Origin of the sequence: Marinobacter sp. RI1 (assembly GCF_041155085.1) — a bacterium.
GTDB classification, from domain to species: domain Bacteria; phylum Pseudomonadota; class Gammaproteobacteria; order Pseudomonadales; family Oleiphilaceae; genus Marinobacter; species Marinobacter nauticus.
The window spans coordinates 831,192-847,028 of sequence record NZ_AP031605.1; the positions used below are offsets into that span (position 1 = coordinate 831,192).

Consider the following 15,837-nt stretch of genomic DNA (forward strand, 5'->3'; position numbering starts at 1 on the left):
GCGCATATGCCGTTAATATTGACAGTTATCAAATTCAAACAAGTCCAATAATTCCGACTGCCGGATCTGCGTGAGTAAGAGCTATGTTCCTGTCTGAAAAACGAGCAAAACAACAGATTCAATCTTTACTGGATAACGGGGTGCCCACACGTTGTCCTGACTGGCTGGTGCCACTGGCAGAGTATTTGTCGTCAGTGCGTTCAGAGGAATTGTCGGTGGCTAATGGCGCTGTGGATGTCTCCCGCCATATTTCTGATCTGGGCCAGGGCGCTCTGGAGTTTGACGACCGCATTCATAACCTTGTCGCCAATATTCAGACGTTGTCCGCCGCCATTGAGGAAATGTCGGCCAGTGCGTCGGAAGTGGGTGGCCTGGGCCAGGATGTACTGGAGCAAGCCTCCCGGGTAAATGAGTACACCAGGGAATCCATTTCCGCGCTGGAGGATATGGAGGCGCGTCTGGCCGAGGTGGATATCGCCCTGACCCAGGCCAACGAGGAAATGCGTTCGCTGGCGGAGCAAACCCGGAGTATTGAATCGCTTACCAACACCGTGAATGAAATATCCGACCAGACAAACCTGCTCGCCCTTAATGCGGCGATTGAGGCCGCCCGTGCCGGTGAGGCGGGCAGGGGCTTTGCGGTGGTTGCGGACGAGGTGCGGCAATTAGCTGCCCGAAGTGCGGGGGCGGCGCAGGAAATCAACGGGATTGTCTCGCAGATCATCTCCGGCTCTGAATCGGTCCAGTCCCGGTTGGGAAATTCCGTACGTGCTGTGCAGGCCTCGGGGGAAAGCCGGGAGCGGGTGGCGGAGGTGATACATCAGTCCCGGGAGTCCTCGAACATCAACTACGACCAGGCAACCTCCATTGCCGCTGCGGCCGAGGAGCAGAGTCAGGTGGCCGCGGATATGGCGCGTCAGGTCAGTTCCAACTCTGAAGATTCCGATGCTCTGGCCAGTATTTTCCGGGATTTGATGCAGGCGATTCGCCCACTTCGGGACGACACCGACCGCATCTTCAGCCAGATCCGGTTAACCACTCCCTGTCTCGTGCTGGCCAGTGCCAAGCGTGATCATGTGGTCTGGGTGGACAAGCTCATCCGCTTTGCCGTATTCAATGAAAACTCGATCACTGAGGCGGAAGTGAAGGATCACACTCAGTGCCGGCTGGGCCATTTCCTGGCCAGCGACAAGGCTCAGCCCATGCACCAGCTCCGCAGTGCTGACCGGCTGATTAAGGTGGTTCACCCACAAGTGCATAAAGCAGGCCGTGAGCTTTATAAAACGGCCCAGGAATTTCATCAGAAGAGGATCAGTTCTGATCGCTATTCTGAACTCTCCCGGGAGTTGGTAGCCACACTCAAGTCTTCCTCAGGCGAAGTCATTGACCTGTTGGATGACATGATTGAAGAAGTTCTGAAGCGTGGCGATCTGGGCTGTTAGGCAGCCTCTTCCTGCCAACGCTGGCGCACGTCAAGTATGGCCGGGAGGCAGCGGAAGAAGGCTTCGACCAGTTCCGGGTCGAAATGCTTGCCGCTTTGCTCGCGAATCAAATCCGTTGCCTGTTCTATCGGCCATGCTTTCTTGTAAGGGCGCTCGCTGGTGAGAGCGTCGAAGACATCGGCCAGGGCCACGATCCGGGCAGAGATGGGAATGGCGGTTCCTTTCAGGCCTTTCGGGTAGCCGCTGCCGTCCCATTTCTCGTGGTGATTCATGGCCACTTCCCGCGCCATGTTGAGCAGATCTGAGCCGTCTTCACCGATGATCTCCGCCCCGATTTCCGCGTGGCGTTGCATGATGACCCACTCATCCGGCTCCAGCTTGCCAGGTTTCTGGAGAATGGCGTCCGGAATGCCGATTTTGCCGATATCGTGCATCGGGGCAGCATTGAGCAGGGTGTCAGACCAGGCTTCGCCGAGCCCGGCCTCCAGTGCAATCAGCCGTGAGAAATGGCTCATGCGGATAACGTGCAGGCCGGTTTCGTTGTCCTTGTATTCTGCCGCTCGCCCCAGCCGCTGAACGACGGCCAGCCGGGTCTCTATCAGCTCGTCCATACGCACCAGGGACAGATGATTTTTGACTCTGGCCTTTACAATCGCTGCATTCACCGGTTTGGTGAGGTAGTCCACAGCACCCAGCTCAAAGCCCCGGGCCTCATCATCGGCATCGGACAATGCAGTGACAAAGATGACCGGAATAGCGCGGGTGTCCTGGCCGGCTTTCAGTGCGTTGCACACCTCGTAACCGGACAGGCCAGGCATCATTACATCCAGCAGAACAAGATCCGGTTGCTCGCTGCGTGCCAGCTCCAGGGCCCGATTGCCATCTTTGGCGAACAGTAACCGGTATTGGTCGGAAAGAACGTTGCGCAGCACCTGAAGGTTGGCTGGCTCGTCGTCCACCAGCAACAGGGTCTTGGTGTCGGTCAGCATTGCGAGGCCTCCAGGGTGTTGCGAAAGGTCATCAGAAGTTCGGCAGCTTTTTCCGGTTCGAAGTCATCGAGAGCCTCGTTCATCGCATCGGCGATCTCCCTGGGCAGTCCTGGCTTCAGTTGTTTGATAGCACGCTCCGGAATCTCGCCCTGGCTCAGGCGTTCGATCACTTGTGCCAGCGTTTTCGGGTCTATGGCATCCGGTTCAGTCCAGCTTGCGGGGCGCGTTTCAGAGTCCGCTGCTTGTTCGGTCAGCCACTGGCGTGCCCGATCAAAATCGTTCTGGAGCTCCTGCCACAGGGCCTCCGGCACCGGTTTTTCCGATTTCAGCCGGGTCTCCAGGTTTGCCAGCGTTGCCGCTAAACGCCGGAAACCCAGATTGCCGGCAATGCCGCGAACCCGGTGGGCTTCGGCTGTCGGGTTATCGGGGCAGAGCCGGATTGCTTCGGGTTGATTCTCTGGCGCTTGCAACAGACGTCCTGCCGCCCGTAGGTGTTTTTGGGCGTCCGGCCAGAGCTGCCTGAGCGTGACGGTATCTATCGTACTGTCGTCGACATCATGACCTGCATTGCTCGGTGCCGAAGCCTCTATGCCCAGGACTCTGGCCATCTCGGCAGTGAGTTCCGGCAGATTGAGTGGTTTGATGGCGAAGCCGTCCATCCCTGCCTCCGAAGCCTGCCTCCGATCGTCTTCCAGCACGCTGGCGGTAAGAGCAATTACGGGCGTGTATCGTCGCTGGGCGGCTGCTTCATGTCGACGTATCGCCCGGGTGGCTTCGTGGCCGTTTATTCCGGGCATTTGCACATCCATCAGAATCAGATCGAAGGCCTGGTTACGGTAGAGGTCGACCGCTTCCTGGCCGTTTCCGACCGTGGTGACGTCATGTTTGCGGTGACTCAACAGGGTTCTCAGCAGTTCGAGGTTTTGTGGCACATCATCAGCCACCAGAATGCGCAAAGGGGGAAGAGCGATTTCCTGGTCTGCCAGCGTATCCTCGTCCACGGCCAGGCCGCTAGGCAGGGGCAGTTCTACCTGGAAAACCGAGCCCTCGCCCGGGCTGCTGGTCACGCTGATGGCGCCACCCATCAGTTCTACCAGTTGTCGGGCAATGGTCGTGCCCAGGCCAGTGCCACCAAAGCGACGGGTCATGCTGGAATCGGCCTGGGTAAACGGTTCGAAAATCCTGTCGATGCGATCGGCAGAAATGCCAATGCCGGTATCCTCAACCCGGATAACGACCTTGTGCGCAGCCGGTTCCTGCACCTTCAGGGTGACGCCGCCTGTCTGGGTGAATTTTACGGCATTGCTTAACAGATTCAGCACCACTTGCTGAATGCGCAAGGGATCGCCCTGGTAGTATTCTCCGGCCTGGTAATCCAGTGTCAGATACAGCCCTTTGCGCGCGGCATTCAGGGATTGCGTGGCAATCACCTGGTCACAGAGGCGGCGCAGGTTAAAATCGTGCAGTTCGAGTTCGGTATGACCACCGTCCAGTTTGGCGGTGTCCAGTATATCGTTGAGCAGGTTAAGCAGAGACCGGGCCGAGGTTTTCACCACGCCAAGATGCCGTGCCTGGGTTTCATCCAGCGGTGTGTCCAGTACCAGGTCTGTGAAGCCGATAATGGCGTTCATCGGGGTGCGGATTTCATGGCTCATGTTGGCCAGAAACGCACTTTTGGCAGCGGCAGCCTGCTCAGCTTCCTCTTTCGCCCGGCGCAGATCGGTTTCCATTCGATGGCGTTCGGAAATGTCAGTGATGAAGCCTACGAAAGTGCTGATGCCACCCAGCCGGGATTCCCCAATGCCTAGCCGAACCGGAATCTGGTGGCCGTCTTTATGCAAAGCCCAGACTTCCCGGCCGGAACCGATGATTTTGCGTTTCCCGGTACGCAGGTAGTTTTTCAGATAGCCGTCGTGGGCGTCCCGATGAGGGTTGGGCATCAGCATGTTGATATTCTTGCCCACGACTTCATCAGCGCGGTAACCGAAGATGCGTTCAGCGGATTCGTTAAAGGAGAGCACAATGCCCCGATCGGAAATTTTAATAATGCCATCTACGGCGGCATCGACAATGGTGCGCAGTTCGCTGGCGGTTTCCTGACTGCGTCTCATCAGGGCGCGATAACGGGCTACCGCGTTGACCCCGGAGGCGAGCAGGCTGAGCGTTACCGTTACGAATGCAATGGTCAGTGCCAGAATGGTGTGGCTGTTGCTCCCGGGCAGAAAATCCGGGGCGGGCTGGCCGATAAACCGGGCGGCTTCCATCGCAGTGTAATGCATGCCGGCGATGGCCAGCCCCATCACGGTACCGGCGAGTAAACGGCGCTTGTACCCGCGCAGGCGCGTTCTGTGGCGCAGTCCGAAGCTGATCCACAGCGCCAGGGTGCCTAGCATCACCGCCAACACAATCGACAGTGCGAATATCGTTGGGTCGTAGCGAAGTGCCGGCCCGATCTCCATAGCGGCCATGCCCAGATAGTGCATGGCACCGATGCCGGCCCCGACCACCACGCCACCACCGATCAGTCGCTGCCCGGTCAGGTCGTGCCGGGCCAGGAGGCTGAGCGCTACCCAGGAGGCAAACAGGCTCGGAGCGGCGGAAAACGCGGTAATCCAGGGGTGATAGTGCACATGGGTGGGCATTTCAATGGCCAGCATGCCGATAAAATGCATGGACCAGATGCCAAAGCCCAGAGAGGCAGAACCGCTGAACAGGTGCAGGCGCTGCATGTAAAGGGTGTTGCTGCGGCGCGCAGCGGCAGCCAGGGTTAGTCCCAGGTAGGAGGCGCCTATAGCAATCAGCAACGACAACACCACCAGGCCATAGTCGTATTGGCCTGACACCAGCTTGTCGGTCTCTGGATTCAGAACAAAGAAGTGATCAAGCGCCAGCAAGCGAGATTCCTGTAAAAGATGAAGAGATTTGAGGTATGTACGGTATCAGTACGGGATTGGCTTAAGTATCGTCTTTTTGTGTAACTTGTATACGCCAGGTCACGGATGATACTGACAGTATTCACCGGGGTAATGCGGAACATTCACGGGACTGCAGTTGAACTCTCGCCATTCGATGCAATAGTTAAAGGAGATTTCCGAAGAGGAGGCATCGCATGTCGAGTTCATCCCTGAGTAAAGACAGCCTGAATACCCTCTCCACCCTGAACGCGGGTGGCCAGACCTACCACTACTACAGTTTGCCCAAGGCAGCGGACACCCTGGGCGACCTCAACCGCCTGCCGTTCTCGTTGAAAGTGTTGATGGAGAACCTGCTGCGCAACGAAGATGACACGACGGTCGACCGCTCCCACATTGATGCCATGGTGCAATGGTTGAAAGACCGCGGCTCGGATACCGAAATCCAGTTCCGTCCGGCCCGGGTGTTGATGCAGGACTTTACCGGGGTACCCGGGGTCGTGGACCTGGCGGCCATGCGCGAGGCCGTGAAGAACGCTGGTAAAGACCCCGCCCTGATCAACCCTTTATCGCCGGTGGATCTGGTGATCGACCACTCGGTGATGGTGGACAAGTATGGTACCCCGTCGGCCTTCAAGGAAAACGTCGCCATTGAGATGGAACGCAACCAGGAGCGTTACGAGTTCCTGCGTTGGGGCCAGCAGGCCTTTGACAACTTCCGGGTGGTGCCACCGGGCACCGGCATCTGCCATCAGGTGAATCTGGAATATCTGGGCAAAACGGTGTGGCAGAAGGAGGTGGACGGTAAAACCATCGCCTACCCGGACACGCTGGTGGGCACCGATTCCCACACCACCATGATCAACGGTCTGGGCATACTCGGCTGGGGCGTGGGCGGTATCGAAGCGGAAGCCGCCATGCTCGGCCAGCCGGTCTCCATGCTGATTCCGGAGGTGATCGGTTTCAAGATCACCGGCAAGCTGAGGGAGGGCATCACGGCGACCGACCTGGTGCTGACCGTCACGGAAATGCTGCGCAAGAAAGGCGTGGTGGGCAAGTTTGTGGAGTTCTATGGGGACGGCCTGAAAGACATGCCCGTGGCCGACCGTGCCACCATTGCCAATATGGCGCCGGAATACGGCGCTACCTGTGGTTTCTTCCCGGTGGATGAACAAACCATCAACTACATGCGCCTGACCGGGCGGGATGAAGCACTGCTGGAACTGGTTGAAAACTACGCCAAAGCCCAGGGATTGTGGCGGGAGCCCGGTCATGAGCCGGTATATACCGATACCCTGGAGCTGGACATGGGTGAGGTGGAAGCCAGCCTTGCCGGCCCGAAACGACCCCAGGACCGGGTTGCCCTCACCAACATGAAAGCGTCGTTTGAATTGCTGATGGAAACCTCGGAAGGCCCGGCAGAAAGCCGTGAGGCCAAGCTGGAATCTGAAGGGGGTGGCACAGCGGTCGGTGCTCAGAGCGCCTATTTCGAACACCCCGCCAGTCAGCCACTTCACATGAATGGTGAATCTACCCGGCTGGACCCGGGCGCGGTGGTGATTGCGGCGATTACCTCCTGTACCAATACATCCAACCCCAGCGTAATGATGGCGGCTGGCCTGATTGCCAAAAAGGCCGTGGCCAAGGGTCTGAAAACCAAACCCTGGGTCAAAACCTCACTGGCGCCGGGCTCCAAGGTGGTGACCGACTACCTCAAAGTGGCCGGCCTTCAGGATGACATGAACCAACTGGGTTTCAACCTGGTGGGTTATGGCTGCACCACTTGTATTGGTAACTCCGGCCCGCTGCCGGATGAAGTCGAGAAAGCGATTACTGATGGAGATCTCACCGTGGCCTCGGTGCTGTCCGGTAACCGCAATTTCGAGGGCCGGGTGCATCCGCTGGTGAAAACCAACTGGCTGGCGTCGCCCCCACTGGTCGTTGCCTATGCTTTGGCCGGCAACGTACGGGTAGACCTTACCAAGGATCCTCTGGGCGCAGACCAGGATGGCAACCCGGTGTACCTGAAAGACCTGTGGCCAAGCCAGGCCGAGATCGCCGAAGCGGTCGAGAAGGTGAAGACCGACATGTTCCGCAAGGAATACGGCGAGGTCTTCGAGGGCGACGACATTTGGAAGTCGATCAAGGTGCCGGAAAGCAAGGTGTACGAGTGGAGCGACAAATCCACCTACATACAGCATCCGCCCTTCTTTGAAGGCATGGGCGAGCAGCCCGAGGCCATTGATGACATCAAGGATGCCAACATCCTGGCGCTGTTGGGCGATTCGGTGACCACCGACCATATCTCACCGGCCGGTTCCTTCAAGCCGGATACCCCGGCGGGCAAATACCTGCAGGAACATGGGGTAGAGCCAAAAGACTTCAACTCCTACGGCTCCCGCCGGGGCAACCACGAGGTGATGATGCGCGGTACCTTTGCCAACGTGCGCATACGCAACGAAATGCTCGACGGCGTGGAAGGCGGCTTCACCAAATTTGTGCCCACCGGGGAGCAAATGGCCATCTACGATGCCGCCATGAAGTATCAGGAACAGGGCACGCCGCTGGTGGTGATTGCCGGCAAGGAATACGGCACTGGCTCCAGTCGGGATTGGGCCGCCAAGGGCACCCGGTTGCTGGGCGTAAAAGCCGTGGTAGCGGAATCCTATGAGCGCATCCATCGCTCCAACCTGATTGGCATGGGCGTGATGCCGCTGCAATTCCCGGAGGGGACTGATCGCAAGAGCCTGAAACTCACCGGGGAGGAAACGATCAGCATTCAGGGACTGTCTGGCGAGATCAAGCCGGGCCAGACCCTGACCATGACGGTGAAATACAAGGATGGCTCTACCGAAACCTGCGAGCTGAAGTCACGGATTGATACTGCCAACGAGGCAGTGTATTTCCAGCATGGTGGTATCCTGCATTACGTGGTGCGGGAGATGCTGAAAAACGCCTAGGCGGCCGGGACTTCCAGCCAGAAGGTGGCTCCCTGGCCAGCTTCTGACGTGAAGTCGACGTCGCCCTCCATCCTGGCCATCAGCTCTTTGGTGATGGCCAGGCCAAGGCCAGTGCCACCCTTGCTGCGTCGATCCGAACTGTCGGCCTGGGAGAACTTCTGGAACATGCGCTCTCTGAATTCCGGAGCGATACCAGGTCCCTCGTCCTGCACGTAGATTCGAAGCCCTTGGCCATGCAGTTTTGTCCAGATACGAATCTGGCCGTTGACCGGTGAGAACTTGATCGCGTTTGACAGGATGTTGTTGAGTGCCTGTGCCAACCTTTGTTTGTCCGCCTTAACCGTGGTTGTTGAAAGTTCTTGAGCGTTGAGAGTGATGTTTTTTTCGGTGGCATAGTTCTGGATGTTTTCCAGACTTTCGGTGATCGCCTCAGACACAGGAAATTCGACCACATTGAAATCCATCTTGCCCGCAATCAGTTTCTCGATGTCCAGCAGGTCATTGATCAGAAAACCCAGCTGATCGCTGTTTCTTTGGGCGATCTTCAGCAATTGTTGTGCTTTTCCTGAAAGCTCTCCGACAGCATTGGTCGTTAACAGCGACAGCGCCCCGGAAATGGAGGTGAGGGGGGTTCTGAGTTCATGACTGACGGTCGAGATAAACTCGCTCTTTAATCGTTCCGCCTCTTTTCGTTGGGAGATGTCCTCGACGATGATCCAGATAACGGACTCTTTTCCCTGGAGGTCCAGGCGCAAACCGTGGAGCATGAGCGGCTGGAGAGTCCCATCCGCCATGGGGAAGAAGCCTTCAACTCCGGTGAAGCGAACCTGGCTTGCCAGGCGGTTGGATATCGAAGGTTCGCTGCGTTGTTGGTCGCCGGAAAGGCTGCGCACATCGTCGAAATACCCGATGTTCTTGGCTTTCGAGTCCAGTATTCGGGTGAAGCCCGGGTTGGCCTGTAGCAACTCCCCTGAGATCGCGTCATAGAGGGCGATGCCGAACGGGGCGAGTTCAAACAGGCCCCAGAATCGGAGTTGCATCTGGCGATCACGGAGGATGAGTGTCGTTATCCAGAGTGTGCCGGCAATGATGATCAGAGTGACCAGCCCGAGCAGACTACGCAGCAGCCACGGAGAGTCCGGATGGTCCGGCCATCCATCCGCTGGCTGAGCGTAGAGCTTCCAGGAAAATCCCGGCATGGCCATGGTTGTTGACACGGGCGCTTGCCAGGCTGCATCGGGCTCACCGAAAAACAAGCCTTCATCTATGTTGCCGGAGCCTGTCGTTGAGAGCGCAAAGACCACCTCGGGAGGGAGGCTGTCCAGCCCAATCGCGGTGTAAAGTCGATTCAGATCCAGAATGGCGGAGATAACCCCCCAAACCCGTCCCGTGTCGTTCTCGAAAATGGGAATGCGCGCGGCCAGGCCCTGGCCTCCCTGTACCAGATTAATAGGGCCGCTGAAGACTGCTCGCCGGCTTTCCAGTAGCAGGGCCATTTGATCTCTTGACAAGCTCTGAGCCTGAAGGTCGAGCCCGAGGGCAGCCTCATTTACATCCAGAGGGTAGATGTGTTTTATGATAAATCCGGGGGCCAAACCGATATTCAGCAGTTCTGGTGCCAGTTTGACGATGACGGAAGCCAGCCGCTGAAATCGCTCTTCACCGATATCTGGTTGGACCGCAACGTTTGCAGCGAGCCCCCACACTGTTTGTGTGTTTTGCAGGATGGTGGCTCTCAGGCGCAGCCCCAGATCATCTACCCGCTCTTGCCAGTGCGCCCGCACATCGGCCCGGTGTCGTTCCGTAGCGGTTGAATCTATCGCCAGCGCGAGCCCGACCGTGAGCAGGCATACCGTCAATCGCGCGAGCCAGACCAGGCCGAAAAAAGCTTGTTCTTGTTTTTGTGTGCTCATGTCAATGCAAGCTCATGATAAGGGGAACTCCAGCCAAAAAGTGGAACCCTGCCCCTCGACCGAGTTGAACCCGACACTGCCACCCATCTGCGTCATGATTTCTCTGGTGATTGCCAGTCCAAGGCCGGTCCCGCCTTGTCCGCGGGTAACAGAGCCGTCTGCCTGCGCGAACTTCTGAAAGATCCTGGACCGGAAGCTCTCAGGTACGCCGATCCCCTGGTCTTTCACCGAGATGCGGGCTGCCGATTCTGACGATTCAATATCGACGAGGACTTCGCCGTGCTCGTGTGAGAATTTGACGGCGTTGGACAAAAGGTTGGTGAGAGCCTGTTTCAGCCGGATGCTGTCAAACAGCGCCGTGAGCCCCGGCGAGCCGTCCCGCAGTGTAATACGCACGTGACGCTGTTTGGCGAAGGGCTGGATTTCTTCAATGGCGGTGGTTACGCACGTTCCAATGTCCTGTTCCTCAGGCGCCATGGGCATGTTGCCCGCAATCAGTTTTTCGATATCCAGGAGATCGTCTATCAGCAGCTTCAGGTGGTCGGCGTTGCGCTTTGCGATGGAGAGCATGTGACGGCTTTTCTCGTCGATGTTTCCCGTCACGCCGCCCAAAATTAGTCCCAGGGACCCGGAAATCGAAGTGAGGGGAGTGCGCAGTTCGTGGCTGACGGTGGAGATGAACTGGTTCTTCATCTGTTCGGCTTCGTATCGCTCGTTGATGTCTACGATATAGCCGTGCCACAGAATGCTGCCATCCGGCAGTTTTTCGGGGTTGGCCTGCCCCTCGACCCAGTGCCAGTTCTGGCCTTGCCACTGAATTCGATAACGCTGGTGCCAACGGCTCAATTTGTCTGCGGACTCTTGAATGCTTTCAGCAACCTCTGGAAGGTCTTCAGGGTGGATAACGCCGAAAACCGGACTGGCATCGTTTGCCGCAGCTTCGGCGCTGATATTATAGATCTGCTGGATACCTTGGCTGGTGTAGGGGAAGGTGCTGTGGCCGTCTGGCCAGAGACGGTACTGGTAGAGCATTCCCGGCGCGTTGCTGACGAGTTTTTCCAGGATCTCGGCCTGCCGGGACTGGTGAATGGCATCGGCAACCCAGCGGGCCAGCAGGTTTACAAACATCTTTTCCGTTTCGGTAAACGGTGGTTTGCGCGGTATGGAGGATGAAAAGTTCAGGGTTCCGAACAGTGTGTCATCTATCCAGATTGGCGCGGCCAGGTAGCTTTCCAGACCAAACTCGGCGTAGCAGGGATGATCCTGAAATCGCGAACGCCCCATGTGGTTGATGGCGAGCACGTCACCCCGCTCAAGAAGAATGGAGCAGTAGGTTTGCTCAACGGGCAAGATGAGTCCGTTCTCAAGTGCCTCGTTTCGGCGCGCATGGTGCCAGAGTACGGTGTAGGCGCCACCATTGATTTCGCTGACAATGGCCGTTTCTGTTCCCAGGAAATGGTTGGCCTTGTTGAGCGCTAGCGGAATGGCAGTGTCAAGATTGCCTTTCACCTCCAGAACGATTTCGTTCAGTGTATTCAGTGCACGGGTGCGCTCACTGTAATAGTTGCCGAGCTCCTGAAACTGGAGCTCGCGTTCGATGATATCGGCCAGATCTCTGAGCGTTTTCTCGTCCCGGTTCGAAAAGCCTCGAGGTTTTTTGTCGATAATGCATAGGGTGCCAATGCGAAAGCCCGAGCGGTCTTCCAGCGGCGCGCCCGCATAGAAACGGATATGGGGTTCTCCTGTGACCAGGGGGTTGTCGGAGAACCGCTCATCGGCCAGTGCGTCGGAAACCACGAAAGCCTCGGATTTCAGGATGGCATGGCCGCAGAACGAAATGTCACGACCAGTTTCCCGGACTCCCAGGCCATAGCAGGACTTGAACCACTGGCGTTCCCGGTCGACCAGTGACACCAACGCAATGGGCACATCGAACGCCTCGGCGGCAAGCCTTGTTACCCGATCGAAGCGCTCCTCCGGGGGAGTGTCGAGCAGCTTTGTCGCCTCCAGGGCGGAGAGCCGTTGTGGTTCTTCGAGTGGGTACTCAGGTGACTTCATGATCAGGCTCCCTTGAGGTCTCCTGGCGGGGAATGTCGAGCCAGAAATGGGCCCCTTGCTGGTAATAGTAGCCCACTTGGCCGTGCATCAGATGGGCCAGCTCACGGCAAATGGCCAGCCCCAGGCCAGTGCCGGACTGTGCCTGTTTTGAGGATGGGTTGGCTTGTGCAAACCGCTCGAACAGATGTGGGATAAACTGCTCATCCACCCCCGGGCCGTGGTCCGAAATGATGAATCGGATGGTGTTCTGATTAACCGCTCGGGCGGACAGCTGAACGGCGGCGCCAGTGGGAGAGAACTTGATGGCGTTGCTGATAAAGTTGTCCAGTATCTGTCGGAGTCGCTGGGGGTCGGCTCGGACCACCAAGGGTTCAGCGGCCGGGACTGCGCACAAAGAGACACCATAATGGGTGGCCATTGAGCGATTGCCTTCAATGGCCTGCTCCAGGGCTTCACTGACCTGGATTGTGCCAATCTGCAACATCATTTTTCCGGCGATGGCTTTATTGAAATCCAGCAGATCTGAAATCAGCAGCTGCAGTTGTTCGCCGTTGCGCAGCGCTACTTCCACCATTTTCTTGGCCTTTTCCGGAAGCTCGCCGGCCGCCTCCCGGTCCAGCAGTTTCAAAGAACCGTTGATTGAGGTCAGAGGCGTTCTCAATTCATGACTCACGGTGGCCACAAACTGGTCTTTCATCTGGTCCAGAGCTTCCCGTTCCTCCATCAGCCGGTTGAAGGCCAGCGCGAGATTGCGGGTTTCCGGCGGGCCCTTGGGCTTCAAGCGGCGGGTATCCGATGCGCCATCCACCATGGCTCTTATCCGTGTGGACATGTGTTCCAGGGGCCGGGTGGCAGTGCGCCCGAGTAGCCAGGCTGCTGTGGCCAGAATCAGTGCAGCCATTACGCTGAGCAGCAGAAAGTTTTCAAATGAGGCCCTGGCCGGGCCGGTCACGCCTTCATAGGGCTCGGCGCGCAGAAACAACCAGCCGACACGCTCCAGATGACGGGTCGCATAAATCCAGCGTTTACCGGATTTGTCGGTCACTACCCCCGATGTGACGCCAGACAGCGCTGCGTCGATAATCAGGTTCTCGCCGGGTGGCGGTAGCTCAGGCATCGGAGCGCCGGGGGTCAGCGAATCCACCTGTGTGAAGTGCCCGGTATCGAGCACCTTGAAGATGGCGTTACTTTTTTCACTCAAGGAGTCGGGAATGATGCCGGATTCAGCCAGGTTGATGCTGCCGCCCGCCAAGCCCAGCAGATCGCCGTCGTCACTGACAATGGGAGCCAGAAAAGATAGCAGTGGCAATCCGGTGGTGCGGCCGATAATGGGACGGCTGATCACCGCTTGCCGGCTAGTCAGGGCTTCCCGGAAATGCGGGCGGTCTGAGTAGTCAGTGCCGATTCGTCTGGGCACAAAACGGTTCTCTGCAATGGCGACACCCTTGTCATCAAAAATGAGCAGGCCGCCTTCGAAATAGCGTTCAAGACTGGGCTGGCGCCCGAGAAGCTCTTTCAACTCAGGCAGAGGGCGCAGGTTGTCGCCGTCCGTGAGAAAAGCCGAGAAGGCCTTCAGTGCCTCCAGGCGAATCTGAAGCTGTTGGTCCACAATGCGCGCAGCCGAGTCGGTTTCCAGCAGCTGCCTTTGGGTCAGAACGTTCTCGAAATCCCTTACCAGCCCGTTGTAGGCAAAAAACAACACGGCTGCCATGGTCGCAATACTGCTGGAGATCGTAATCAGGGTAACGCGTATACCTAACGATGGGGATCTCAACGGTAATCCTTAGTGGCGTGGTCGAGAGCGGAAAAACGTGCTTACATAGAGCTTAGAGTATTTCCAGAGTCGGAAAAACCAGGATTCGGGGAGTTTTTTTGGATAACCAACGGCAAGACGACATCAGTGATCGCCTGAACGTTCTGAAACTGCGTTTTATCGAGCGTTTAAGGGGCGAGTTGACCTACCTTTCGGGGTTCGCGACCCTGATTCGAGAGGGCCGGGTGGATGAGCTGACCCTCAGCGACTGTAGTCAAAGGTTGCACAAGTTGGCGGGATCTGCGGGCACGTTTGGTTTCCCCTCCCTTGGAGAATTTGCGCGAGAGCTCGAAAAACGTCTCAAGCGGGAGCAAGAAGCTTTGGCGGAGGAATCCGACGACCAGTTCGATTGTCTTCCCGTTGATGAAAATGTCGCCGACCAGCTTGAACTCCTGATTGGCATCGCCGATCTGGATAACCCGTTGTCCACGGAGCGGGAGCGATCGGCGCAAGCCGATGAAGAGCTGGTCTCCCATGGCATGCAGGTTCGGCTGATCGTGGTTCTTGACGCCACGGATCAATTGGCGTCCTTGCCGGATGAATTGCAGAAATACGGGTTTTCTGTCGAGACGATAGAGAGCCGGGAAGGCGTGGTGCAGGCTTCAAGTACTGATCCTGGTAATGCCGCAGCCGTGCTCTGCAGCGATGCCAGTATTGAAAGTGTGGCTCGTTGGTTGGAGGCCCATCCCCGCGGCGCCTATCAGCCACCGGTGCCGGTTGTTTGCATCGGACAGGCCGAAAACTTCGATCGTCGCTATCACGTTGCCCAGCACGGGGCACGTGCGTTCATGTCGGCGCCGGTGGACCTGCCCGAACTGGTGGAGCGGCTGGAAACCCTGGTTCAGGAACTGGCCGCCGGCACCAAAGGCCGCGTGATGATCGTCGACGACGACCGGGAACTGGCCGAGCACTATTGCCTGGTGCTCAAGTCTGCCGGTATTGAGGCCCATGCCGTCTCTGACCCTTTGACGCTGCTGTCAGAACTCTATGCGTTCGAGCCTGAGCTGTTGCTGATGGATATTGAGCTAGGCGCGCATTCTGGCGTAGTTCTGGCTCGGATGATCCGCTTCCATGCCCGCTGGTTGAGCCTGCCGATTGTTTACCTGTCTTCCGAAGATGATCCGGAGCGCCAGCTTCGTGCGTTGTCCGGCGGTGCCGATGAGTTCCTGGTCAAACCGATTTCAGATGATTACCTCATACGGGCCGTCCAGATGCGCTGTCATCGGGCTCGGCAGCTGTCTGAGCTGATGAACCGCGATAGTCTGACGCGACTGCTGAAACACTCGGTAATCAAACAGGAAGTGGAAAGGGAGCGTCAGCGTTGCACCCGGGGCGATTACAGTTCTGTTGCGGTTCTGCTCGACATTGATCATTTCAAGCAGGTAAATGACACTTGGGGGCATGCACAGGGTGATGTTGTCATCCGGACTCTGGCCAATCTTTTGCGCAACCGGCTGAGGGAATCTGATGCCATCGGTCGCTACGGTGGTGAAGAATTTCTCGTGGTACTGCCGCATTGTGAGCCGCCAGCTGCTCTGCGACTTATGTCCGGTATTCTTGAGAGTTTTTCTGAACTGGAGTTTTCCAGTGAAGACGACGTGTTCCACGTGACGTTTAGCGCCGGGGTCGCAAAAATCAATGATTTTTCTGCCGGTGATCAAATCATTGAAGCGGCTGACAAGGCACTCTATGAGCGGAAACGAAACGGCCGTAATGGCGTTACGCTGTATACAGCTAACGCGTAGGTCAA

At 57.4% G+C, this 15,837-nt stretch carries 8 protein-coding genes; 3 read left to right on the forward strand and 5 right to left on the reverse strand.

Annotated elements, in window-relative coordinates:
- Positions 1 to 140 precede the first annotated feature (140 nt).
- Positions 141 to 1,442 carry a methyl-accepting chemotaxis protein gene (locus ACAM27_RS03685; protein WP_226538079.1) on the forward strand — a complete coding sequence of 434 codons (1,302 nt, stop codon included), beginning with the start codon at positions 141 to 143 and terminating at the stop codon, positions 1,440 to 1,442.
- Here ACAM27_RS03685 and ACAM27_RS03690 read toward each other — a convergent pair.
- Both ACAM27_RS03690 and ACAM27_RS03695 read right to left on the reverse strand, forming a co-directional pair.
- Entirely contained in the window at positions 1,439 to 2,431 is a 993-nt protein-coding gene (locus ACAM27_RS03690; protein ID WP_369612579.1) for an HD-GYP domain-containing protein, read from the reverse strand. The genes ACAM27_RS03685 and ACAM27_RS03690 overlap by 4 nt on opposite strands.
- Positions 2,425 to 5,325 (reverse strand): MHYT domain-containing protein, encoded by a 2,901-nt coding sequence (locus ACAM27_RS03695; protein ID WP_369612580.1) that lies wholly within the window; start codon positions 5,323 to 5,325, stop codon positions 2,425 to 2,427. Before ACAM27_RS03695 ends, ACAM27_RS03690 begins: the two co-directional genes overlap by 7 nt.
- Positions 5,326 to 5,540: 215 nt before the next feature.
- On the opposite strand from ACAM27_RS03695, the gene acnA reads away from it, so the two are divergent.
- Positions 5,541 to 8,303: an aconitate hydratase AcnA gene (acnA, locus tag ACAM27_RS03700; RefSeq protein ID WP_369612581.1), complete on the forward strand. Its 2,763-nt coding sequence runs from the start codon at positions 5,541 to 5,543 to the stop codon at positions 8,301 to 8,303.
- Here the strand turns inward: acnA and ACAM27_RS03705 are convergent.
- Genes ACAM27_RS03705 through ACAM27_RS03715 form a run of 3 tightly spaced genes read right to left on the reverse strand, consistent with a single transcriptional unit; the run spans position 8,300 to position 13,985 of the window.
- Positions 8,300 to 10,216 carry an ATP-binding protein gene (locus ACAM27_RS03705; RefSeq protein ID WP_369612582.1) on the reverse strand — a complete coding sequence of 639 codons (1,917 nt, stop codon included), beginning with the start codon at positions 10,214 to 10,216 and terminating at the stop codon, positions 8,300 to 8,302. The two genes, acnA and ACAM27_RS03705, sit on opposite strands and share 4 nt — an antisense overlap.
- A 12-nt stretch (positions 10,217 to 10,228) precedes the next feature.
- Positions 10,229 to 12,274, reverse strand: coding sequence for a GAF domain-containing protein (locus ACAM27_RS03710; protein ID WP_369612583.1), 2,046 nt, complete (start codon positions 12,272 to 12,274; stop codon positions 10,229 to 10,231).
- Positions 12,261 to 13,985, reverse strand: coding sequence for an ATP-binding protein (locus tag ACAM27_RS03715; RefSeq protein WP_369612584.1), 1,725 nt, complete (start codon positions 13,983 to 13,985; stop codon positions 12,261 to 12,263). The genes ACAM27_RS03710 and ACAM27_RS03715 overlap by 14 nt, the downstream gene beginning before the upstream one ends.
- Before the next feature lie 161 nt (positions 13,986 to 14,146).
- On the opposite strand from ACAM27_RS03715, the gene ACAM27_RS03720 reads away from it, so the two are divergent.
- Complete coding sequence (locus tag ACAM27_RS03720) at positions 14,147 to 15,832, forward strand: diguanylate cyclase (protein ID WP_369612585.1); 1,686 nt, start codon at positions 14,147 to 14,149, stop codon at positions 15,830 to 15,832.
- The last annotated feature ends 5 nt before the right edge of the window (positions 15,833 to 15,837 follow it).